Origin of the sequence: Amycolatopsis sp. cmx-4-61 (genome assembly GCF_046548775.1) — a bacterium.
GTDB lineage: Bacteria > Actinomycetota > Actinomycetes > Mycobacteriales > Pseudonocardiaceae > Amycolatopsis.
In genome coordinates, this window is the sequence record NZ_JAEBEI010000001.1 from 556,905 (window position 1) to 577,200 (window position 20,296).

General features: G+C 70.9%; 25 protein-coding genes. 11 read left to right on the forward strand and 14 right to left on the reverse strand.

The window, feature by feature from the left end; genetic code table 11:
- The gene (locus ACLJOU_RS02770) at positions 1-1,350 is read left to right on the forward strand and encodes a serine/threonine-protein kinase (RefSeq protein WP_410562746.1); all 1,350 of its coding nucleotides are present in this window, start codon (positions 1-3) and stop codon (positions 1,348-1,350) included.
- The gene (gene pknB / locus ACLJOU_RS02775; RefSeq protein ID WP_410562749.1) at positions 1,347-3,329 is read left to right on the forward strand and encodes a Stk1 family PASTA domain-containing Ser/Thr kinase; all 1,983 of its coding nucleotides are present in this window, start codon (positions 1,347-1,349) and stop codon (positions 3,327-3,329) included. The genes ACLJOU_RS02770 and pknB overlap by 4 nt, the downstream gene beginning before the upstream one ends.
- Positions 3,330-3,382: 53 nt before the next feature.
- Here pknB and ACLJOU_RS02780 read toward each other — a convergent pair whose 3' ends face one another.
- The 4 genes from ACLJOU_RS02780 to ACLJOU_RS02795 all read right to left on the reverse strand — a co-directional run bounded on the left by ACLJOU_RS02780 (position 3,383) and on the right by ACLJOU_RS02795 (position 5,862).
- Positions 3,383-3,700 carry an effector-associated constant component EACC1 gene (locus tag ACLJOU_RS02780; RefSeq protein ID WP_410562751.1) on the reverse strand — a complete coding sequence of 106 codons (318 nt, stop codon included), beginning with the start codon at positions 3,698-3,700 and terminating at the stop codon, positions 3,383-3,385.
- Between the two features lie 100 nt (positions 3,701-3,800).
- Positions 3,801-4,442 (reverse strand): hypothetical protein, encoded by a 642-nt coding sequence (locus ACLJOU_RS02785; protein WP_410562753.1) that lies wholly within the window; start codon positions 4,440-4,442, stop codon positions 3,801-3,803.
- Entirely contained in the window at positions 4,430-5,221 is a 792-nt protein-coding gene (locus tag ACLJOU_RS02790) for an ATP-binding cassette domain-containing protein (protein ID WP_410562755.1), read from the reverse strand. Before ACLJOU_RS02790 ends, ACLJOU_RS02785 begins: the two co-directional genes overlap by 13 nt.
- The gene (locus ACLJOU_RS02795; protein WP_410562758.1) at positions 5,218-5,862 is read right to left on the reverse strand and encodes an aminodeoxychorismate/anthranilate synthase component II; all 645 of its coding nucleotides are present in this window, start codon (positions 5,860-5,862) and stop codon (positions 5,218-5,220) included. The genes ACLJOU_RS02790 and ACLJOU_RS02795 overlap by 4 nt, the downstream gene beginning before the upstream one ends.
- 112 nt (positions 5,863-5,974) lie before the next feature.
- Here ACLJOU_RS02795 and ACLJOU_RS02800 point away from each other — a divergent pair, with 112 nt between their 5' ends.
- Positions 5,975-7,303 (forward strand): pyridine nucleotide-disulfide oxidoreductase, encoded by a 1,329-nt coding sequence (locus ACLJOU_RS02800; protein WP_410564682.1) that lies wholly within the window; start codon positions 5,975-5,977, stop codon positions 7,301-7,303.
- On the opposite strand, the gene ACLJOU_RS02805 is transcribed toward ACLJOU_RS02800, so the two are convergent.
- Both ACLJOU_RS02805 and ACLJOU_RS02810 read right to left on the reverse strand, forming a co-directional pair.
- The gene (locus ACLJOU_RS02805; protein ID WP_410564683.1) at positions 7,300-7,902 is read right to left on the reverse strand and encodes a LuxR C-terminal-related transcriptional regulator; all 603 of its coding nucleotides are present in this window, start codon (positions 7,900-7,902) and stop codon (positions 7,300-7,302) included. The two genes, ACLJOU_RS02800 and ACLJOU_RS02805, sit on opposite strands and share 4 nt — an antisense overlap.
- Entirely contained in the window at positions 7,899-9,779 is a 1,881-nt protein-coding gene (locus ACLJOU_RS02810) for a histidine kinase (RefSeq protein WP_410562761.1), read from the reverse strand. The genes ACLJOU_RS02805 and ACLJOU_RS02810 overlap by 4 nt, the downstream gene beginning before the upstream one ends.
- 192 nt (positions 9,780-9,971) lie before the next feature.
- On the opposite strand from ACLJOU_RS02810, the gene ACLJOU_RS02815 reads away from it, so the two are divergent.
- From ACLJOU_RS02815 to ACLJOU_RS02825, 3 genes are all read left to right on the forward strand, one after another.
- On the forward strand, positions 9,972-10,685 hold the full coding sequence (locus tag ACLJOU_RS02815; protein WP_410562763.1) for an ABC transporter ATP-binding protein: 714 nt from the start codon (positions 9,972-9,974) through the stop codon (positions 10,683-10,685).
- Positions 10,682-11,416, forward strand: coding sequence for an ABC transporter permease (locus tag ACLJOU_RS02820; protein ID WP_410562766.1), 735 nt, complete (start codon positions 10,682-10,684; stop codon positions 11,414-11,416). Before ACLJOU_RS02815 ends, ACLJOU_RS02820 begins: the two co-directional genes overlap by 4 nt.
- A 96-nt stretch (positions 11,417-11,512) precedes the next feature.
- On the forward strand, positions 11,513-11,914 hold the full coding sequence (locus ACLJOU_RS02825; protein ID WP_410562768.1) for an SCO5389 family protein: 402 nt from the start codon (positions 11,513-11,515) through the stop codon (positions 11,912-11,914).
- Here the strand turns inward: ACLJOU_RS02825 and ACLJOU_RS02830 are convergent.
- Genes ACLJOU_RS02830 through ACLJOU_RS02845 form a run of 4 tightly spaced genes read right to left on the reverse strand, consistent with a single transcriptional unit; the run spans position 11,883 to position 14,585 of the window.
- Positions 11,883-12,872, reverse strand: a complete 990-nt coding sequence (locus tag ACLJOU_RS02830; RefSeq protein WP_410562770.1) for an LLM class flavin-dependent oxidoreductase — start codon at positions 12,870-12,872, stop codon at positions 11,883-11,885. The two genes, ACLJOU_RS02825 and ACLJOU_RS02830, sit on opposite strands and share 32 nt — an antisense overlap.
- Complete coding sequence (locus tag ACLJOU_RS02835) at positions 12,869-13,363, reverse strand: protein phosphatase (protein ID WP_410562772.1); 495 nt, start codon at positions 13,361-13,363, stop codon at positions 12,869-12,871. The genes ACLJOU_RS02830 and ACLJOU_RS02835 overlap by 4 nt, the downstream gene beginning before the upstream one ends.
- Before the next feature lie 53 nt (positions 13,364-13,416).
- The gene (locus ACLJOU_RS02840; protein WP_103338171.1) at positions 13,417-13,572 is read right to left on the reverse strand and encodes a hypothetical protein; all 156 of its coding nucleotides are present in this window, start codon (positions 13,570-13,572) and stop codon (positions 13,417-13,419) included.
- Entirely contained in the window at positions 13,572-14,585 is a 1,014-nt protein-coding gene (locus tag ACLJOU_RS02845) for a class E sortase (RefSeq protein WP_410562774.1), read from the reverse strand. Before ACLJOU_RS02845 ends, ACLJOU_RS02840 begins: the two co-directional genes overlap by 1 nt.
- Positions 14,586-14,825: 240 nt before the next feature.
- Between ACLJOU_RS02845 and crgA the strand changes: the two genes are divergently transcribed.
- Entirely contained in the window at positions 14,826-15,092 is a 267-nt protein-coding gene (crgA, locus tag ACLJOU_RS02850; protein WP_043787021.1) for a cell division protein CrgA, read from the forward strand.
- Positions 15,093-15,162: 70 nt separating this feature from the next.
- Positions 15,163-15,582, forward strand: coding sequence for a PH domain-containing protein (locus ACLJOU_RS02855; protein ID WP_410562778.1), 420 nt, complete (start codon positions 15,163-15,165; stop codon positions 15,580-15,582).
- On the opposite strand, the gene ACLJOU_RS02860 is transcribed toward ACLJOU_RS02855, so the two are convergent.
- Both ACLJOU_RS02860 and ACLJOU_RS02865 read right to left on the reverse strand, forming a co-directional pair.
- The gene (locus ACLJOU_RS02860) at positions 15,579-16,532 is read right to left on the reverse strand and encodes a rhomboid family intramembrane serine protease (RefSeq protein ID WP_410562780.1); all 954 of its coding nucleotides are present in this window, start codon (positions 16,530-16,532) and stop codon (positions 15,579-15,581) included. The genes ACLJOU_RS02855 and ACLJOU_RS02860 overlap by 4 nt on opposite strands.
- A 38-nt stretch (positions 16,533-16,570) precedes the next feature.
- Positions 16,571-17,089 (reverse strand): peptidylprolyl isomerase, encoded by a 519-nt coding sequence (locus tag ACLJOU_RS02865; protein WP_051736233.1) that lies wholly within the window; start codon positions 17,087-17,089, stop codon positions 16,571-16,573.
- Positions 17,090-17,179: 90 nt separating this feature from the next.
- Between ACLJOU_RS02865 and ACLJOU_RS02870 the strand changes: the two genes are divergently transcribed.
- Positions 17,180-17,716: a hypothetical protein gene (locus tag ACLJOU_RS02870; RefSeq protein WP_410562784.1), complete on the forward strand. Its 537-nt coding sequence runs from the start codon at positions 17,180-17,182 to the stop codon at positions 17,714-17,716.
- A gap of 79 nt (positions 17,717-17,795) precedes the next feature.
- Here the strand turns inward: ACLJOU_RS02870 and ACLJOU_RS02875 are convergent, their stop codons facing one another.
- Both ACLJOU_RS02875 and ACLJOU_RS02880 read right to left on the reverse strand, forming a co-directional pair.
- Positions 17,796-18,248, reverse strand: a complete 453-nt coding sequence (locus ACLJOU_RS02875; protein WP_176173818.1) for a DUF6918 family protein — start codon at positions 18,246-18,248, stop codon at positions 17,796-17,798.
- Positions 18,249-18,395: 147 nt separating this feature from the next.
- On the reverse strand, positions 18,396-18,932 hold the full coding sequence (locus tag ACLJOU_RS02880) for a DUF2020 domain-containing protein (RefSeq protein ID WP_410562787.1): 537 nt from the start codon (positions 18,930-18,932) through the stop codon (positions 18,396-18,398).
- 69 nt (positions 18,933-19,001) lie between these two features.
- Here ACLJOU_RS02880 and ACLJOU_RS02885 point away from each other — a divergent pair, with 69 nt between their 5' ends.
- Positions 19,002-19,649, forward strand: a complete 648-nt coding sequence (locus tag ACLJOU_RS02885) for a hypothetical protein (RefSeq protein ID WP_410562789.1) — start codon at positions 19,002-19,004, stop codon at positions 19,647-19,649.
- Position 19,650: 1 nt separating this feature from the next.
- Positions 19,651-20,289, forward strand: a complete 639-nt coding sequence (locus ACLJOU_RS02890; protein ID WP_410562792.1) for a pyridoxal 5'-phosphate synthase — start codon at positions 19,651-19,653, stop codon at positions 20,287-20,289.
- Positions 20,290-20,296 lie beyond the last annotated feature (7 nt).

The window sequence follows — 20,296 nt, forward strand, 5'->3', positions numbered from 1 at the left end:
ATGCTGTCCTCCGGTCAGCTGCTGGCCGACCGCTACAAGCTGACGAGCCGGATCGCCGTCGGCGGGATGGGCGAGGTCTGGCAGGCCAGCGACACCCGGCTCGACCGGACCGTGGCCGTCAAGATCCTCAAGGCCGAGCTCTCCGGTGACGCCGAGTTCCTGCACCGCTTCCGCACGGAAGCGCGGATGACGGCGTCGCTGAACCACCCCGGCATCGCCGCGGTGCACGACTACGGCGAGACGATCTTCGACGGCGACCTCTCGATCGCGTACCTGGTGATGGAGCTCGTCGACGGCGACCCGCTGGCCGGGTTGCTGGCCAAGCACGGACGCCTGTCGGCGGAGTTCACGCTCGACATGCTCGAGCAGGCGGGCAACGCACTGCAGGCGGCGCACTCCCACGGCCTGGTCCACCGCGACGTCAAGCCGGGCAACATCCTGGTGACGTCGGCCGGCCAGGTGAAGATCACCGACTTCGGCGTGGCGAAGGCGGCCGACGCGGCCCCGGTCACCCGGTCCGGCATGGTCATGGGCACCGCGCACTACATCGCCCCGGAGCAGGCGCTCGGGCAGCCGGCCGAGCCGGCGTCCGACGTCTACTCGCTGGCGGTGTGCGGCTACGAATGCCTCGCCGGGCACCGGCCGTTCCTGTCCGAGAACGCCGTGACGGTCGCGATGATGCACATCCGCGACATCCCGCCGCCGCTGCCGCCGGACGTGCCGCCCGCGGCGCGCGCGGTGATCGAGGCGACCCTGGTCAAGGATCCGCGGCAGCGCTACAACAACGGCGGCGAGTTCGCGGCCGCTGTCGCCGCGGTCCGCGCCGGGCAGCCGCTGCCGACGCCGTCCGGGCTGGTCAACGCCACCTACACGACGGGCCAGCAGCCGGTGGTGCCGCAGCACGTGCCCCAGCAGCCGCCGCCGTCGATGCCGGTGCCCATTCCCCCGCAGCAGCTCCCGCCGCCGCAGCAGATGCCCGTTGGTCCGCCGTCACCGGCGATGAACCCGATGGCCGCCATCGGCCCGCCGTCCCGGCCCGCTCCGCGGCAGGTCATGGTGCCGGCCGCCCGCAAGAAGACGCAGTGGGGCTGGTGGGCGCTGCTCGCGGCGATCCTGCTCGTCGTCCTCGTGGCGGGCATCGTGCTGGTGGCGAAGATGCTGGGCGGCGGCAACGGCTCGCCACCGCACAACGGACAGACGCAGAGCCAGGTGGTCCCGGGCAGACAGGTGCCCGCGGGAGAGCCGGCGGCTTCCGGCGCCGGCTCGGCGAGCCCTCCCGGCACGACCGACGATGGCCGGCACGGCATCATGACCACACCTTGGACGGAATGGAACGGCACCCAGAGATGAGCACACCCAGACTGCTCTCCAACCGGTACGAGCTGGGCGAAACGCTCGGCTACGGAGGCATGTCCGAGGTCCATCACGGCCACGACGTGCGTCTCGGCCGGGAAGTCGCGATCAAGATCCTCCGTGCCGACCTCGCCAGGGACCCGCAGTTCCAGGAGCGCTTCCGCCGCGAGGCGCAGAACGCCGCCGCGCTGAACCACCCGGCGATCGTCGCGGTCTACGACACCGGCGAGGCGAACACCGAGTTCGGGCCGCTGCCGTACATCGTCATGGAGTACGTCGAGGGCCGGACGCTGCGCGACATCGTCAAGACCGAAGGCCCGATGTCGCAGAAGCGGGCGATGGAGGTCATGGCCGACGTCTGCGCGGCCCTGGACTTCTCCCACCGCCACGGCATCGTGCACCGCGACGTCAAGCCGGCCAACGTGATGATCACGAAGAACGGCGCGGTCAAGGTGATGGACTTCGGCATCGCGCGCGCGATGCACGACGGCCAGTCCGCCATGACCCAGACCGCCGCGGTGATCGGCACGGCGCAGTACCTCTCGCCGGAGCAGGCCCGCGGCGAGTCGGTCGACGCGCGTTCCGACGTCTACGCCGCCGGGTGCGTGCTGTACGAGCTGATCACCGGCGAGCCGCCGTTCACCGGGGACTCCCCGGTGGCGGTCGCCTACCAGCACGTCCGCGAAGACCCGAACCCGCCGTCGTCGGTGAACCCGGCGGTGGCGCCGGAGCTGGACGCCGTCGTGCTGAAGGCGCTGGCCAAGGGCCCGGCGAACCGCTACCAGTCGGCGGCGGAGATGCGCTCGGACCTGGTGCGCACGCTTTCGGGCCAGCGCCCGGTGGCGCCGATGGTGATGTCCGAGGACGAGCGCACGCAGGTGATGAACGCCGACCGGCGGCAGCCGCAGCGCTACGACGAATACACCGAGCCGGACGACGAAGACCCGCGGGCCAAGCGCCGTCGCCGCACGATCCTGGCGGCGATCGCGGCGGTGTTCGTGCTGGGCGCCGTCCTGCTCATCATGTGGCTGGCCGGCTCGTTCAAGAGCAACACCAACGCCACGGTCGCGATCCCGGACGTCACGCACCAGACGGTGCCCCAGGCGCGGGAGACGTTGAAGAGCAGGGGCTTCGACGGCACGATCGAGACGAAGAACGTGACCTGCGGTGTGCAGCCGACCGACGGCAACCCGGAGTGCAGCCCGGACGACATCAACAAGGTCATCAAGACCGACCCGTCGGCCGGCGTCTCGGTCGCGACCAACACGAAGATCGCGCTGTACGTCGGTGCCGCGCCGGGCAAGTCCAGCGTGCCGGACCTCAAGGGCAAGACGCAGGACCAGGCGGAGCAGGCCCTCACCGAAGCCAAACTGACCCTCGACCCGAACGTCCAGCAGACCGAGGTCGACGACCCGAGCCAGGTCGGCTTGATCCTGAACCAGACCCCGGCCGCGGGTACCGAGGCCCCGCAGGGCAGCAGCGTCAAGATCACGATCGGCAAGTCCAAGCAGCTCAAGACGGTCCCCGACTTCACCGGCAAGCCGTACTCGCAGGCCAAGGCGGCGCTCGAGAGTGCGGGCTGGAAGACGAAGAAGGTCGACCAGGGGTCGGACTCGGTGGCGAAGGACTCGGTCATCACCCAGAACCCGAACGGTGGTCAGCTGGCGGTCGGCGAGACGATCACGCTGACCGTGTCGACGGGCCCGGCCACCCCGACTTCGACCCAGATCGAGATGCCGCAACTGGTGGGCATGCCGGTCGACGAAGCTCAGCAGAAGCTGCAGAGCATGGGCTGGACCCAAACGCTCAACCAGCAGTCCGACCGGGGCAGCCGGCAGCCGGAAGGCACGGTCACCAAGCAGAGCGTGAAGGCGGGCACCGAGATCAACAAGGACCAGCCGATCACGGTGGCCGTGTCGGAGGGCAACGGCGGCATCTCGCTCCCGACGGGTACGTCGACACCTGGCGCACCCTGACCGATCTCGCGAGGAAGGCCCGCACGGCGAACCGTGCGGGCCTTCTTCGTTGGTCAGGCTTTGTCGAGAAACCCTTGCACGGCCCCGAGAACCTGCTCGGCGTCGCTCGCGGCACCGAAGTCGAGCTCGAGTTCCTCGGCGGCGCCCGAGCGTTTGACCTTCAGGGACACGCGGGCTTCCCGGCCCCGCGTCAGCCACGCGAAGAGCGAGCGGCAGAAGACGCCGGCGGACGAGCTCGAAACGCCGACCACGACGGCGTCGAAGACGTGGACGCGGCCACGAAGCTCGGCTTCGCGACGCAGCCAGGCGGCGAGCTCCGGGAGCTCGCCGTCGGAGTTTGGCACGGTGATCGCGACGATCCCAGCCGTCACCCGATCTCCCTTCGCCCGGAACCGGAGAGGCCCCGAACCTTAGTCGGCCGCGTGCTCCCGCTGGAAGTCCGGGCCGGGAATTGCTTACTGCACCTTGCCGTCAGGAACGCCGTCGGACCAGGGCCGCCACGGCGAAGAAGCTGACGGCCAGCATCGCCACCGCCGTGACCAGCGCCAAGGCGAGCGGGCCGCCGACGGGCTCGTCGTCGGTCAGCGCGTGCAGCAGTGGGTGCACCAGCGGAATCTTCGCCAGCAGCACGACGACGAGCGTGATCACCGCGGCGAGGACCGTCCAGCCGATGCGGTGAACCAGCAGCCGCGAGCACGGGAGCGCGATCGCGATGCCCAGCAGCGCGCACGCGAGATGGGCCAGCAGCCCGATGCCGAGCGCCGCCGGCTGGACCTTGACCGACTTGATCGCCGACCACACCTCGGTGATCACGGTCAGGACGAGCGAGCAGGCCAGCACGGTGCCGATCGCCCCGGTGATCATCCGCCGCCACTGGCGCGCGTGGCTCAACGTCACCAGGCGCTGCACCGGGTCTTCGATGTCGAGCAGGGCGATCGTCAGCCAGCACGACACGACCAGCAACCCGCCGGCGCTGACGCCGAACAGCGGCAGCGGCGGCGAATGCGGGTCGGCGTAGAGGATCACGCACAGCGCGAGGTAGGCCAGCAACGCCGGCAGGTACCGCTGGGAATGGCCGAGCAGCGCCAGGTAGTACCGCGTCAGGGCGAGCACGGCGCCACCTCCCGCACCGACCAGCCGTCTTCGAGCGCCCGCCGCAGCACCGCGTCGACGCTCGCGACTTCGACCGTGAGCACCACCTGCGGTCCTTCGGTGACGGCGTGCCGCACGCCGGGCTCGTCCGCCCAGCCGCGTTCGCCGCCGCGCAGCACGATCCGCGTGGTCGGTTCCGTGCTTTCCGCCGTCAGCCGGCCCTCGGCCATCAGGTGGACGACGTCGGCGTGGTCGTGCACCACCTGCGGCCGGTGGTCGGTGAACACGACGCTCGCCCCGCGCGCCCGCGTCTCGGCGACGAGCTCGCCGAGGATGGCGTGCGTACCGACGTCCAGCCCGGACCACGGCTCGTCGAGGATCAGCAGGTCGGGCCGGACCAGCACGGCCTGCGCGAGCCCGACCTTCTGCGCGTTGCCCTTGGACAGGGTGCGCAGCGGCGCCGTCGGACCGCCGACGAGGGCGAGCCGGTCGAGCAGCGGGTCGATGCCCGAGAGGTCGGTGAGCCCGCGGATGCGGGCCATGTGCCGCAGGTAGGCGCGGGCGCCCATGCGCTGGGCCGCCGGGAAGCGGTCCGGCAGGTAGCCGATCCGCGGGGTGCCGGTGCGGGTGCCGGTGGTCGCGTGCGAGACCCCGGCCATGATCCGCAGCAGCGTCGACTTGCCGGAGCCGTTGCTGCCGAGGATGCCGACGACGTGCCCCGGCTCGACGGTCAGGTCGACGTCACGGAGGACGAAGTCACCGCGCCCGTACCGCTTGCCGACCCCCGCGAGCCGGATCACGCAACAGCGGCCTTCTGGAGCGCCTTGGTCGCGCGCTCGAGCTCGTCGACCCGCGCCGGGTCGACGGGGTGGCCGGCCGCGGCCAGCCAGTTCGCCAGCATCCGGTGCCCGCCCTCGGTGAGCACGGACTCCGGGTGGAACTGGACGCCTTCCAGCGGCAGCTCGCGGTGGCGCATGCCCATCACGATGCCGGACTCGGTGCGCCCGGTGATCTCGAAGACGTCGTCGGAGATCGTGTCCGGCACCACGGTCAGGGAGTGGTACCGGGTGGCGGTGAACTCCTCGGGCAGGTCGGCGAGGATGCCGGCGCCGTCGTGGCGGACCTGGCTCGTCTTGCCGTGGAGCAGCTCGGGCGCGCGGTCGACGGTCGCGCCGTAGACCACGCCGAGCGCCTGGTGGCCGAGGCAGACGCCGAGCATCGGGGTGCGCGTCTCGGCGCACTTGCGGATGACGTCCATGCTCTGACCGGCGCGTTCCGGCGTTCCCGGGCCGGGCGAGACGAGCACGGCGTCGAACTCGGGCACGCGGTCGAGGTCCACGACGTCGTTGCGCCAGACCGTGCAGTCGGCGCCGAGCTGGGCCAGGTACTGGACCAGGTTGTAGACGAAGCTGTCGTAGTTGTCGACGACGAGAACGCGCATGGCGCCGAGCTTACCGGCTCCCAGTCCGTGGACCGTACGCCAAATCACATTTCGAGTAAGGTCACCCTAACTTACCGTGGAGGGGGTGAGCCGTTCTCTTCGTGTAGCCGTCGTGGGCGCCGGTCCCGCCGGGATCTACGCCGCCGACATCCTGGACAAGTCCTCCGACAGCGCTGGATCCGTCACGATCGACCTGTTCGAGCGGATGCCCGCGCCGTTCGGGCTGATCCGCTACGGCGTCGCGCCCGACCACCCGCGGATCAAGGGCATCGTGACGGCACTGGAGAAGGTGCTCGCGAAGCCGAACATCCGGCTGCTCGGCAACATCGACTACGGCACCGACATCAAGCTCGACGAGCTGCGCGAGTTCTACGACGCGGTGATCTTCTCCACGGGTGCGTCCGCCGACCGCGCGCTCGACATCCCGGGCATCGACCTCGACGGCAGCTACGGCGCCGCGGACTTCGTCTCCTGGTACGACGGCCACCCCGACGTGCCCCGCACCTGGCCGCTGACCGCCACTTCGGTCGCGGTCCTCGGCGTCGGGAACGTCGCTCTCGACGTGGCGCGGATCCTGGCCAAGACGGCGGACGAGCTGCTGACCACCGACATCCCGGACAACGTCTACCAGGGTCTTCGCACGAGCCCGGTGACGGACGTGCACGTGTTCGGCCGCCGCGGGCCGGCGCAGGCGAAGTTCACGCCGCTGGAGCTGCGGGAGCTGGACCACTCGCCGAACGTCGAGGTCATCGTGTACCCCGAGGACATCGAGTTCGACGAGGGCAGCATCGCCGCGCTGCGGGCGTCGAAGCAGATCGACATGGTCGTGAAGACGCTGCAGGAGTGGGCGATCCGCGAGCCGGGCACCCGGCCGCGCCGGCTGCACCTGCACTTCTTCCACTCCCCGGCCGAGATCCTCGGCGAGGACGGTCGCGTCACCGGCCTACGCACCGAGCGGACCGAGCTGACCGGCGACGGGAACGTCCGCGGCACCGGCGAATTCCACGACTGGGACGTCCAGGCGGTGTACCGCGCGGTCGGCTACCTGTCGTCGCACCTGCCGGAACTGTCGTTCGACCACGTGGCCGGCGTGGTGCCCAACCAGGCGGGCCGCGTGCTGGACCTGGACGAGAACCAGCTGCCGGGCGTGTACGTGACGGGCTGGATCAAGCGCGGCCCGATCGGCCTGATCGGCCACACGAAGGGCGACGCGGCGGAGACCATCGCGAGCCTCCTGGCGGACGCTTCCACCTTGGCGACCCCGAAGTACGCGTCACCGGACGCGATCCTCGACTTCCTGGCGGCCCGCGGCATCCCCTTCACGAACTGGGACGGCTGGGGCCGCCTGGACGCCCACGAGAAGGCGCTCGGCTCGGCGTCGGGTCGCGAGCGCGTCAAGGTGGTCGAGCGCGAGGAGATGACCCGGATCTCGCGCGGCTAGGTTCCCGCGCCGAGGTAGGTCAGCACGGCCAGCACGCGGCGGTTCGTGTCGTCCGACGCCGTGATGTCGAGCTTCGCGAAGATGTTCGCCGTGTGCTTGCCGACCGCTCCTTCGCTGAAGTGCAGCCGGGACGCGATCGCCGCGTTGGAGCAGCCTTCCGCCATCAGCGCGAGGACTTCGCGCTCGCGCGCGGTCAACGCGGCCAGCGGGTCCGAGGCGTTGCCCGCCACGAGTTTCGCGATGACTTCGGGGTCCATCACGGTGCCACCGGCGGCGACCCGGCGGACGGCGTCGATGAACTGCTCGGCGTTGAACACGCGGTCCTTCAGCAGGTAGCCGATCGCGCCGGTGCCGTCGGCGAGCAGTTCGCGCGCGTAGAGCTGCTCGACGTGCTGGGAGAGCACGAGGATCGGCAGGCCGGGGACCTCCCGACGGGCGGCCAGCGCGGCCTGCAGGCCCTCGTCGGTGTTGGTCGGCGGCATCCGGACGTCCACAATGGACACCTCGGGCCGGTGCTCGCGCAGGGCCGCCACCAGTTCCGGGCCGCTGCCGACCGCGGCGACGACGTCGAAGCCGTGCGCGGTCAGCAGGTGGGTCAGGCCGTCTCGGAGGAGGTACTGGTCTTCGGCGACGAGGGTTCGAGGTCGCCCACCTCGGGGGGTCCGGGTGGCGAAGCCCCCGGCTCGGGGCGAAGCCCCGGATGTATCTGACACGGGATCTCCAGGGTCGCCTTCGTCGGGCCGCCGATCGGGCTGGTCAGCGTCAACCTACCGTCGAAGCCGCCCAGCCGGCGCTCGATTCCCCGCAGTCCCGAACCCCGGGCCGGGTTGGCGCCGCCCGGGCCGTCGTCGGTCACGACCACCGTCAGCGACCCGTCGTCGAACCCCACGTCGATCGACACCCGTTTCGCGCCGTGCTTCGCCGCGTTGCCGAGCAGTTCGGACACCGCGAAGTACACGCACGCCTCCACCGGCTCCTCGACGCGTCCCGGCAGCGAGCCCGTGACCTCGGACTTCAGCGGGCTGTCCAGCGCCTGCGCGCGGATGGCGTCCAGCAGCCCGCGTTCGGACAGCACCGGCGGGTGGATGCCGCGGATCAGCACCCGCAGCTCCGTGAGCGCCTCCGACGACGCCGCGCGCAGCTCCGCCGCGAGCCGTTTCGCCGCTGCCGGATCGGTGTCGACCAGCGCCTCGACCGCCCCGAGCTTCATGCCCATGGCGACGAGCCGGGACTGGATGCCGTCGTGCAGGTCGCGCTCGATCCGGCGCAGCTCGGCGGCCTGCGTCACCGTGACGTCGGAGCGGGTCTGCTTCAGCCGTTCGACGCGCTGGGCCAGCCGCGTCGACTCGGTCGGCCCGAACCACACGCGGGCGAACCGGGCTTGCTGCCGCGCGAGCCACGGCGCCGCCGCCAGGCCGACGAACACCATCGCCAGCAGCACCGGGGTCTGCACGATGGCGCCCAGGTGCGTCGACACCGCGGGGAACGGGGCCCAGTCGATGCGCGGCGACACGAACAGCCGCCAGATCCAGAGCGCCCCGAGACCGCCGGCTCCCCGGCCGACCAACACCACCGTCGGCAGGATCATGACGAACGAGACCAGCGGGGAGAGCAGGCTGCCGGCGAGGTCGCGCCAGGTGGCTCGATCGCGGTAGACCCACCGCGTGCGAGCGTGCTGGACCGGCCAGAACGGCTCTTCGTACAACTGCCTGCCGACCTGGTAGAGCCCGTCGGCGCGGGGCACCGGCAGCCTGGGCGGCGGCAGGTACGGCCGCGCGATCCGCACCCCGGTCCACTTCCCGACCTCGCGGCGCAGGGTGTCGGTGATCGTCCGGTTCGCCAGCACGACTGGGGTGGCCAGCGGCCTGAAGAAGATCATGACGACCAGCTGGAAGGTCGAGAAGACCAGCTGCACCACCGAAACCGCGAACAGGCCGGCCTGGTGGCCCAGCGCTTCGGTGTGCCGGTGCAGCCAGTTCTTGCGCGTCGGATCGGCGGGCGGGCGGGGGCCGATCCACCAGCGCGTCCACCGGCCGTAGCCGCGCAGCGCCACCGGACCGCCGAGGAGGACGGCGACCGGCAGCAGCAGCGTGCACAGCGGGTTCACCAGCTGCCAGAGGAATTCCCGGCCCGCGGCCGGGTCTTCCAGCGCCCAGGTGAGCCGATGCTGCCAGCTGATCCAGAACGCCCGCTTGTAGAGCTGGTTGCCGTCGCGGTACCAGCCGTCGCGCTCGCGCACCGGCTCCGGCGGCTCGGGCCGGTACGGCGCCTCGATCTCGACCCCGCACCAGCGTGCGGCCAGCGCCCGGGCGACCGTCGAGCGACCACGCGCCCATTCGACCGCGGGGCCGAGGAAGAACACCAGCCCGACGCACAGCAGCGCGAACGCGATCAGCTCGACCAGGACGTCGAGCCAGCTGAGCAACGAAAACGCGGCCAGCGCCAGCGCCCGGCCCAGCGCACGCAGGTACGTCATGCGGCACCTCCTTTCCCCGAGCTTTCCCCCGAGCTTCCCCCGAGATCCTCGCCGACCGGCGCCGGACCGCGCACTGCCCCAAGCCCCCCGACCGGGGTGGGCCTACCCCCACCCCGGCTTCAGCAAAACGCTACCTGAGCTGGGGTTTCAGCGTCATTACGGACGCGGCCGCCGGTTCGTAGCTTTGTCGCCATGCCCCTCATCGAAGTCACCGACCTCCGCAAGCGCTACGGCACCCGGGTCGCGGTCGACGGCGTTTCGTTCACCGTCGAGCGCGGCGAGATCTTCGGCATCCTCGGCACGAACGGTGCCGGGAAGACCACCACCGTCGAATGCCTCCAGGGCCTGCGCCGGGCCGACGGCGGCACGATCTCCGTGCTCGGCCTCGACCCCGCGGCCGACCACGCGGCGCTGACCCGCCGCGTCGGCGTCCAGTTGCAGGAAAGCCAGTTGCCCGCGAAGCTGCGGGTGCGCGAAGCACTCGAGCTGTTCGCGTCCTTCTACCCCGACCCCGCCGACGTCGACGTCCTGCTCGACCAGCTGGGCCTGCGCGAGCACGCCCGCAGCTACTTCGGGAAGCTCTCGGGCGGCCAGAAGCAGCGCGTGTCGATCGCTCTGGCGCTGGTGGGACAACCCGAGCTGGCCATCCTCGACGAGCTGACCACCGGGCTGGACCCGCACGCCCGCCGCGAAACGTGGCAGCTCGTCGAAGGCGTCCGCGCCACCGGCGTCACCGTCCTGCTCGTCACCCACTTCATGGACGAGGCCGAGCGGCTCTGCGACCGCGTCGCGATCTTCGACGCCGGGCGCGTGGTCGCCACCGGCACCCCCGCCGAGCTCCGCGCCACCGCCGGAGCCTCCACTTTGGACGACGCGTTCGTCTCGCTGACCAGGAGCGCCCGATGAGCACCTTGACCAAGATCACCGCGACCGAAGCGAAGGTCTTCCTCCGGTCGCCGGTCATGGCGCTCGCCGGCGTCCTGCTGCCGCCGGTCCTGCTGCTGACGATCGGCGCGATCCCCGGCATGACCGAGCCCAGCGACAAGGCGGGCGGCTACCGGTTCATCGACGCCTGGGTGCCGTCACTGGTCGTCATCAGCCTCGCGATGCTGGCCCTGCAGTCGATCCCGGCCGCCGTCGCGACCTACCGCGAGCAGGGCGTGCTGCGGCGGCTGGCCACGACCCCGGTGCATCCGGCGAACCTGCTGGTGGCCCAGCTGGTGATCCACGTCGTGGTCGCGCTGGCCGGGATCGCGCTCGTGCTCGGCCTGGCCAACGCCGTCTACGACGTCCCGCTGCCGAAGCACCCGCTGACGTTCGCCGTGACGCTGCTCCTGGGCGTGCTCTCGACGTTCTCCCTCGGGTTGATCACGGCGTCGATCGCGCGCACGGCCAAGAGCGCCGGCGCGCTGGCGATGATCCTGTTCGTCCCGATCATGTTCTTCGGTGGCGTGTACCTGCCGCGGCCGCTGCTGCCGTCCGTGCTGCAGCGGATCGGCGACTACGTACCGCCGGGCTCGCAGCCGCTGCAGGACGCCTGGGTCGGCACCGGCGTCCAGCCGCTGCAGCTGGCCGCTCTCGCCGCCTTCGCGGTCCTCGGCACCGCACTCGCGGCCCGGTTGTTCCGCTGGCAGTGAGCCTTCCGCCAAAGTGGTGATGATCATCGTTTTCTCTTGTGGCCGGGCCACCCGGCCGGTAGCCAAGAGGGTGGCCCTGCTCAAACTGGAGGTTCGATGTCCCTGGACGTGTCACCCGCGTTGCTGGAGAAGGCCGAGCGCGGGGAGGTCACCGACGCCGAGTTCGTCACCTGCGTCAAGGAATCCCTGCCGTACGCCTGGGAGGTCATCACCGGCGTCATCGCCGACGCCGAGGGTGCGGCGGACGGGTTCGCCGACAACGAGACACCGCCGCCGAGCGAGGCCGCCCGCGGCCAGCTGCTGCGGGCCCTGGCCTCCGACGCCATCCGCGGCGGCCTCGAACGCCACTTCGGCGTCAAGCTGGCGTTCCAGAACTGCCACCGGGTGGCGGTGTTCCGGCAGTCCGACGACGGCACGGTGGACAGTGACCGCTACCGCGCGTTCGTCTCGCCGCGAGGCCAGCTGCTCAACCAGAGCCCGGAGCTGCGGGACTGCTAGCCCGCAGCGCGGGCAGCACCTCGGTGCCGATCCGCGCGATGTTCGCGAACGTGCCCTCCGGCGTACCCGACGCTTCCACGAGCATGAGCACTTGGGAGACGCCGGTGCGCCGGAGGCTCGTTTCCAGCGTCCGGACGCAGTGGGCCGCGTCGCCGACGGGGTGGATGGCGCACAGCCGTTCGGTGTACTCCGCCGGATCCCGGGACGGCCCCGGCCGCCCGTCGACGGTGACGTGCGCACCGAGCCCGTCCGCGAGCCACCCGGGCAGGGCTCGGCGCACCACGCCGGCGTCCCCCACCTGGCAGAGCACGGTCGAGACGTGGTCCGCGGGCTTCCCGTACGCCGCGACGGTCCCGGCTTTCTCCTCGTCGTCGGCGTGCAGGCCGAGCAGCAGCGGCAGGTCCCGCTCGGCGGCCTGCCGGACGGCGGCCGACTTCGGGCCACCGCACGCCACGACGACGTCCGGCCGCCGTTCCGGGGACGGCACCACGGGTACCTCCCGGAAGCCGAAGTGCCTTCCGCGAGCTCCGACGCGGCCGGTGGTCGCGCGCAGGAAGACGTCGAGGGTTTCCTCGAAGCCGCTCTCGTACCGCTCCAGCCCGGTCCCGAAGACCTCGAGGTCCTGCCACGGCCCGCCGCGACCGAGACCGAGCCGCAGCCGTCCCCCGGAGACGGCGTCGAGCATCGCCCACTGCTCGGCCAGTGCGACCGGGTGCGTGGTCGAGAGGACACTGACGGCGGTCCCGACCTTGATCCGCTCGGTACGCCCGAGCACGTGTGCGGCGAGGGTGATCGCGGACGGGCAGACGCCGTAGGGCACGAAGTGGTGCTCGGCGAACCAGACGTCGTCGAACCCGGCCGCTTCGGCCAGCTCGGCGGCCCGGACGGACCGGCGGAGGACGTCGCCGTCCCGTTGTCCCGGGAAACGGCCGCTGACCAGGAAGACGCCGAACCTCACGAACCGAGGCCCGCCAGCAGCCGCGCGGTCGGGAGCCCACTCTCGAGGTACTGCACGAAGAGCTCGTTGCTCAACGCCCACGGCGAGCGCCGCTGCCGGACCCGCTCGATCGCCGCCGGCACGCCGAGCCCGAGCTCGACCAGCGCCTGCGCGGCGACCAGCCCGGAGCGGTTGAGCCCGGCGTGGCAGCGCACGAGCGTCAACCGGCCCGCGCGGACCGCCTCGGCCGCCAGCACGGCGAACCGCTCGACGTCGGCGAGCTGCGCCGCCGTCAGCGGCCCGTCCGGCATCTCGGCGAAGTGGTGCTCGACACCGGGCGCCGGACCGTGGCCCTCGCACTGGTAGAGGCTCAGTACGAGGTCGAATTCGCGCCCGACGACGACCGGTTCCGCGCCCGCGCGGACGTGCCCACCCATCCACAGCCGGGGCCCGACCTCGTTCCATGGGTCTTCCGGCGGCCGGTTCTCCCGGTCCCTTTGACGTGTCTTCACGGCGTCCCCTCTCCCGAGAGGGGCAACGGCCCGCACGTCCGCCGGGTTCCGGCTCAGTTGACCGCGACCTCGTTGAACCACAGCCGCGGCTCCAGCCAGGGGAAGACCACGAACATCAGCAGCGCGATCACGCCGAGCGCCAGGACGACCGCGATCGTCAGCTTCGCCGCGAACGGACCGGGCAGCTTCCGCCAGATCCAGGCGTACATCAGGCCTCCCCGATCTTCGACAGCAGGTCGCCGTAGCTCTTGACCTGGTTCTTCGGCACCTGCTGGGTCAGCACCGACGTGATGATGAGCCGCTCGCGGGCGGAGAACTGCGGGTGGCAGGTGGTGAGCGTGAGCAGCGCGGCCTGCTGGGCCTTCGGCAGCACCTCCGGGCCCTTGTACGGGACCGGGTTCACCGCGGTGCCCTGGCTGGGCAGCACGACCTTGCGGCCGAACGTCTCGCTGTAGGCGCCACCGCCCTCGGCGTTCGTGTCACGGAGGGTCGAGACGCCCTTGCACTTCGGGTCGGCACCCTTGCCGGTGGCCCAGTCCTTCATCTCGTCGTCGTAGGGCAGGACCTTGTAGATGTAGAAGTCGGTGGAGGTTTCGATCACGATCTGGTCACAGGAGGAGAGGTTGTCCAGGTCGTTGAACGGGGCACCCTTGCCGACGCGGTGGCCGGCCACGGCGAAGTTGCCGGGCTCGCCGGGCAGCGCCGTGCCCTTGTAGTGGCCGGGGCCGACTTCGAGGGCGGCGTCGTCCGTGCCCTCCTGGATGGTGAAGTTGTAGTCGACGCCGAAGGTGGGGATGTGGATGCGGGCGAACGCCTTGCCGTCGACCAGCTCGGGGTGCAGCGTGCGGTCGTGCGCCCACTCGCCGTCGAGCTGGTCGCTCGCCTCGGACTGCTTGCCCGCCGAGAACAGGTCGGTCACGTACAGCTCGTAGACCATGAACAGCAGCACGACCAGGCCGAGCGTGATGAGGATTTCGCCGGCCGTCCGGATCGCGACGCCGCCCTTGCCGAGCGGGGCCGGGGCGGGCTTCTCCGCGGTCGCCGTGCCGCCCTTCCCGACCGGGGCGAAGACGACGGTCTCCTCGGCCGCCCCGGGTGGCGGGGGCGGGCTGGTGTAGCGGCGGGGCGGCGGGCCCGGCGACCGCCGCGGCGGCTGGCCCTGGGGGCCGCGCGGGGGCGGCAGCTGGCCGCGCGGAGGCGGGCCGGGACGACGGTGCGGCATGGGTTGACCGGGGTTCCTGCGCCGGTCGTCATCCGGTCCTTCGCGCGTAGCCACGCAAGCTCCTCTCAAGCCGCGTCGAACCCTGGGTGACGCCGTTGTCACGGTCCGGGAAATCCGACCACTCCTGGCCGCTGCTTTCCTGCGGTCGTTTACGTTAACGTGTGCACGTGGCGCTGGTTGCGCACCCTCAGCGGGACATCGCCACCAGACGAGCCCGAAGAGCACCGCGAGGAACACACGATGCCCAAGTCCAAGGTCCGCAAGAAGACGGCGTACACCCCGCCCGCCGACCGGCGCACGCCGGTGAAGGTGCGGGCGGCAGGCCCGACCGGCCTCGCCTGGAAGATCCCGATGTTCGGGCTGATGCTGCTCGGCCTGGTGTGGCTGCTGGTCAACTACATCGCCGGGGACAAGATCTCCTGGATGGCCGACCTGGGCAACTGGAACTTCGCCGGCGGGTTCGCGCTGATGATCGCCGGTCTGCTCATGACTATGCGGTGGCGCTGATCTTTACTCCGTTCGGCGGCTTGACGTCGAATTACAGCGGTGTGACTCATCCCCAGTGTGGATAACCCCTGTGGATAACTACCCCACCTCCTGGGCGCCCCGGCCGGCCGTTGTGGTATCGGCCTGGGCGGTCACCGCGTTGCTGCTGGCCGGGGTGGTGACCGACGCGCTGACCGGCGACCGCGGTGGGCTGGTGCTGTTCGCCCTGGCGGCCGTCGCGGCCGGCGCGTTCGCCGCCCACGCCACGCTCGTCCGCCCTCGGCTGGCCGCCGGCACCGAAGGCCTCGAGGCCCGGACGCTCGGCGGCACGCACCGGCTGCCGTGGGCGCAGACGCGCACCCGGCTCCGCACCACGCGGCGGATGGGCCGCGACGGCGTCACGCTCGAGGTCGAGCACGACGACCAGCTGTACGTCTTCGGCTGGCTCGACCTCGGCGAGGACCCGCGGGACGTCCTGGACGTCCTCAGCACGCTGCGGGCCCGCGGTTAGGCGCAGAAGTAGGTCGGGACGCCCCGGTACGGGACGAAGCCGCAGCTGACCGTCCCGAACCGGCTCGCCTGGTACGCGAGCAGGCCAACGATGGCGAGGGTGATGATCGTGAGGCCGATCGCCTGCCACCGCGCCTGGTTGACCTGCGGGGCGTAGAGCAGCGCGACGGTGACCAGCGCCCCGGTCACCAGGCCGCCGACGTGCGCCCAGATCGAAATGCCCGAGATGCCGAACGTGATGAAGGCGTTCAGCGCGAGGGTGATGATCAGCCCGGTCGGGTTCAGCCGCAGCTTCAGCACGAGCACCGCATAGGCACCCATCAGGCCGAACAGCGCGCCGGACGCCCCGACCGTCGGCGGGCTGTCCTGGTCGAAGACCAGCACCGCGGCGGACGCGCCGAGCATCGAGACGAAGTAGAGCGCGAGGTAGCGGCCCCGGCCGCAGACCTGCTCCAGCGCCCGGCCCATCATCCACAGCGAGAACATGTTGACCGCGATGTGGATCGGCCCGTAGTGCAGGAACCCGCTGGTCAGCACCCGCCACCACTCGTCGTGGCCCAGGGTGGCGCTGACGTAGAGGCTGCCGCGCTGGAAGGCGTTCGAGGCGTCGTTGTCGTTGAGGCTCTGCGCCTGGAAGACGGTGAAGAGGTAGACCAGGACGTTCACCGCGAGGATGACCTGGGTGACGAGCACCGACTGCGAGAGCCGGGCCCCGAAGACGGTCCGCTGACCGAAGCCGGCTTCCTGGTGGCTGCGGTGCTGACGGCGCTGCTCCTGGCCGCCGGCGTGCACGCAGTCGGTGCACTGGAAGCCGACGGGGGCTTCGCGGAGGCAGTCCGGGCACGCCGGACGCCCGCACCGGGAACAGCTCAGTCCGGTCGGGCGGTTCGGGTGCCACCAGCACCCGGGCAAGGCGGCTTGTTCGGCGGCGGGGTTCGGCGGTTGGTTCACGATGAGACCAACCTACCGAAACCCGCGCCGGCCAGCCGTCAGTGTTCGATGGTGACCTTCTCGATCACGATGTCGGTCAGCGGGCGGTCCGCCGGTCCGGTGGAGGTGCGCGCGATCGCGTCGACGACGGTGCGCGACTCCTGGTCGGCCACCTCGCCGAAGATCGTGTGCCGGAAGTTCAGGTGGGTGGTCGGCGCCACGGTGATGAAGAACTGCGAGCCGTTGGTGCCCGGCCCGGCGTTCGCCATGGCCAGCAGGTACGGCTTGCTGAACTGCAGTTCCGGGTGGAACTCGTCGCCGAACTTGTAGCCGGGGCCGCCGCGGCCGGTGCCGGTCGGGTCGCCGCCCTGCAGCATGAAGCCGTCGATGACCCGGTGGAAGATCGAGCCGTCGTAGAACGGGCCGGAGTTCGTCCCCGCCGCGTTCGGCTGGGTGTACTCCTTGGTGCCCTCCGCGAGCCCCACGAAGTTCGCCACCGTCTTCGGCGCGTGGTCCGGGAACAGGTTCAGGTGGATGTCACCCTGGTTGGTGTGCAGCGTAGCTTTCACGGACCTCATCGTGCCATCTGCGGGCGGGCGAGCGGAAAAAGGGGCACGATAGGTTACGGGTAACAGAGCAGTGCCAAAACGAATGATGAGGTGAAGCCCATGTCCCGGGCGACAGCCCAGGCCGTCGAGACCGCCGACAAACTCGTCACCGAGGGTGTCAAGCAGGGGCGGCGCGCGCAGCAGCAGCTCGCGAAGAAGACGGAACTGACCCGCAAGGAGCTCAAGAAGAGCTCGAAGGCCGCTCGCCAGGAGGCGCTCGCGCGCCTGTCCGAGCTGCGCAAGCCGGGTCGCAAGGCGAAGAAGGCCGCCATCAAGGCCGCGAAGGCGGCCGGCGACTCGAAGCGTCGCGGCAAGAAGGACTTCAAGGCGGCGAAGAAGGACTTCTACGCCGCTCTGTCCGAGGCCAAGTCGGCCGCCAAGGGCACGCGCAGCCGTCGCAAGTGGCCGTGGCTGCTGGGCCTGGTCGTGGTCGGCGCCGGCGCTGCCTACGCCCTCCGCTCGAAGCAGGAGCCGCCGGTCGCGCCCGCGCCGCCGAAGGCCACCCCGCCCGCGCCGAAGCCGGCCGAAGCGGCGAAGCCTGCTCCGCAGGCGAACGGCAAGGCGCCCTCTCCGGCGCCCGCCGAGAAGAAGAACTGAACCAGACGCGAAGAGGCCCCCGGGGGTGCAGCCGGGGGCCTCTTCAGTCGTGCTCGAAAGCAGTCGTGCCTGAACCCGATCAGACGGCAGCGGCGTGCTTGTCGATCAGCTGGCCGAGCCGCGGCAGCGCCTCTTCGACGTTCTTCTTGCCGTTCGGGCGCAGCTTCGAGTAGACCTTCTTGATGCTGTCGCGGCTGCTCTTCTCCGCGCGCGAGTCGGTGACGCTCAGCAGCGCGTCGGAAGCCTCGTCCGAGCGGCTGGACAGGTAGGCACCGAAGTCGTTGCCGCCCTTGGCGCGGTAGTCGCCGTAGAACGGCTCGAGCGCGGACGCGAAGTCCGGCAGCAGGGTGTCGACGGCCGAGGGGATGATGCCCGGCTTGATCTTCTTGACCGCGGCGAAGCCGGTCTTCACAACGGCACCCGAAACGCCGCCCTTGTCCGAGACCTCGGCGTCCACGAGGGTCTCGAAGTCGGAAACGACAGCCGGGCGACGGCTGGAGTCGAGCAGGATTTCCTTGAGGGTGTCAGCCACGAATCTTGTCCTTTGTCCTTGCAGAGTTGGTGCCCCGCCCCGGGGTGGGGGTTCCCCGGTGGCTGCGGTGCGCGAGTCCACGAAGCCTGCGCGTGACGCACAGGGTAATACAAGATCAACATCACTCACCCGTGTGGAGGTCGCTACCTAGAGCTTCAGGGCGGAGATAGTCTTCTTGACCACTGTGCGTGCCTTCACGCTCTGCTTCTGGTTCGTCGTCGCGATGACCGCCGTACCGCCCTTCGCGACCGCGTAGACGGCGCCCGTGTCGGCCGACAAATAGCCGCCCTTCCAGCCGGAAGGGTCGCTCGCCGGGTTCGAGGAATCCAGCGGCGCCGCCTTGTTGACCAGCGCTGTCGCCGTCTTCGCGTCCCCGACGTACACACGGACGGTGAGCTGGACCTTCCCGTCCGGGCGATAGAAGAAGCACGCAGGGTGCGGCTGGTCCGCGGACACGCGCACCTTCGACACGTGCTGGCCGTTCGAGTCGGCCACGAACTCGCTGTCGAGGTACGGGCAGTCCGCCGTCGCGCCCGGCTGGGGGTCCGGGGGCAGGCCGCCGGACGCCGTGCCCGCGGCGGTGGACGCGGACGGCGGGCTGGGCGTCGCGGTGCCGGTCACGATGGTGGCGCCGCAGCCGGCCAGCAGGGCCACGGCGGGCGCGAGAAGTACGAGTCGTCGCATAGCGCGGACAGTCAACCACGAAGCATGTGTGAAAACCGCTGGCTGACGGCGGCGTGAGACGATGGCCGCGTGCTCACCCCCGAGCAGTACCTCGGCGCGATGGCCGAGCGCATCCAGCGGTCCGGCGGCCGGCTGCACACCGTGCCGATCGGCCCCGCCACCGCCGTCGTCGGGTTGTTCACCGAGTCGGTCATGCTCTCGACGTTGAACTACTGCGTGGTCGCGGCCGCCGTTCCGGAGGTCAGCGCGGCCGCGCTGTACGACTTCACCGGCCGCGCCACGCAGCACGCCCGCGCGAACCTGGTCGGCACCATGGGCTGGACCGCGACTTCGGTGGTCATCGCCGGGCTCGTCGGCCAGCGGGTCTACCCGGACGCCGCGCAGGCCGCGTCGGCGAAGTCGGGCAACCAGTTCGGCGGCGAGACGCGGATGGTCGCGGTGGACCTTTCGGCCGGGCAGCTGCACGCGTTCGTCGGCGGCAAGTTCTGGGGCGCCGCGATGCACGGTTCGATCAACGCCAAGCTGACCTACTGCTTCCCGCAGCCCGCCGAGGTCTACCAGCAGGTCCAGTGGCAGCAGGCGCAGTGGCAGCAGACGCAGCAGCAACCGCCGATGCCGCAGGTACCGCCGCCGCCGGTCGTCGGCCCCGGCGGCCCCCAGCCGCCGGTGTACCCACCGCCCGGGCACCAGCCCCACCAGGGCCCGTACGGTTACTGACATGGTGCAGTTGCGCGGCTGGCCGTCGTTCCCCGAAGAACTTCCCGTGTTCACGCCGGAAACGGCGCCGGCGGACCCGCAGGCGTTGTTCCTCGAGTGGCTGACCGAGGCCGGCGAGCACGTGCTGGCACCGCACGCCGTCATCCTGTCCACAGTGGACGCCGATGGGGCGCCGGACGCGCGGGTGGTGATCCTCAAGGACGTCGGCCCGGCGGGCTGGGCCGTCGCGACCAGTTCGGAAAGCCCGAAGGGCATGCAGCTGCGCAAGGACCCGCGGGCCGCGCTGACGTTCTTCTGGCCCGGCCGCGGCCGCCAGGTCCGGCTGCGCGGCCCGGTCTCCCCCGCCGCGCCCGAGGTGTCCGCGGCGGACTTCCTCGCCCGGCCGCCGGCGTCGCGCGTCGAGGCGTTCATCGGGCACCAGTCGCAGGTGCTGCACGACCCGGCGGACCTCGACGCGGCGGCCGCGGAGGCGGAGCGCTGGGTCGCGGAGAACCCGGAAGCGGCCCCGGAAACCTGGACCCGCTACCTCGTCGACCCGGACGAGGCCGAGTTCTGGCAGGCCAGCCACGACCGGCGGCACGTCCGCCTGCGGTACCGGAAGTCGAGCGAAGGCTGGGTCCGCGAGCGCCTCTGGCCGTGACGAGCCG

What these genes read in the sequence shown, in the direction of transcription:
- ACLJOU_RS02770 (WP_410562746.1), top strand. Translation starts at nt 1, where the DNA reads ATGCTGTCCTCCGGTCAGCTGCTGGCCGACCGCTACAAGCTGACGAGC.
- pknB (WP_410562749.1), top strand. Translation starts at nt 1,347, where the DNA reads ATGAGCACACCCAGACTGCTCTCCAACCGGTACGAGCTGGGCGAAACG.
- ACLJOU_RS02795 (WP_410562758.1), bottom strand. Translation starts at nt 5,862, where the DNA reads ATGCGCGTTCTCGTCGTCGACAACTACGACAGCTTCGTCTACAACCTG.
- ACLJOU_RS02810 (WP_410562761.1), bottom strand. Translation starts at nt 9,779, where the DNA reads ATGACGTACCTGCGTGCGCTGGGCCGGGCGCTGGCGCTGGCCGCGTTT.
- ACLJOU_RS02815 (WP_410562763.1), top strand. Translation starts at nt 9,972, where the DNA reads ATGCCCCTCATCGAAGTCACCGACCTCCGCAAGCGCTACGGCACCCGG.
- ACLJOU_RS02820 (WP_410562766.1), top strand. Translation starts at nt 10,682, where the DNA reads ATGAGCACCTTGACCAAGATCACCGCGACCGAAGCGAAGGTCTTCCTC.
- ACLJOU_RS02825 (WP_410562768.1), top strand. Translation starts at nt 11,513, where the DNA reads ATGTCCCTGGACGTGTCACCCGCGTTGCTGGAGAAGGCCGAGCGCGGG.
- ACLJOU_RS02840 (WP_103338171.1), bottom strand. Translation starts at nt 13,572, where the DNA reads ATGTACGCCTGGATCTGGCGGAAGCTGCCCGGTCCGTTCGCGGCGAAG.
- ACLJOU_RS02845 (WP_410562774.1), bottom strand. Translation starts at nt 14,585, where the DNA reads ATGCCGCACCGTCGTCCCGGCCCGCCTCCGCGCGGCCAGCTGCCGCCC.
- crgA (WP_043787021.1), top strand. Translation starts at nt 14,826, where the DNA reads ATGCCCAAGTCCAAGGTCCGCAAGAAGACGGCGTACACCCCGCCCGCC.
- ACLJOU_RS02865 (WP_051736233.1), bottom strand. Translation starts at nt 17,089, where the DNA reads ATGAGGTCCGTGAAAGCTACGCTGCACACCAACCAGGGTGACATCCAC.
- ACLJOU_RS02870 (WP_410562784.1), top strand. Translation starts at nt 17,180, where the DNA reads ATGTCCCGGGCGACAGCCCAGGCCGTCGAGACCGCCGACAAACTCGTC.
- ACLJOU_RS02880 (WP_410562787.1), bottom strand. Translation starts at nt 18,932, where the DNA reads ATGCGACGACTCGTACTTCTCGCGCCCGCCGTGGCCCTGCTGGCCGGC.
- ACLJOU_RS02890 (WP_410562792.1), top strand. Translation starts at nt 19,651, where the DNA reads ATGGTGCAGTTGCGCGGCTGGCCGTCGTTCCCCGAAGAACTTCCCGTG.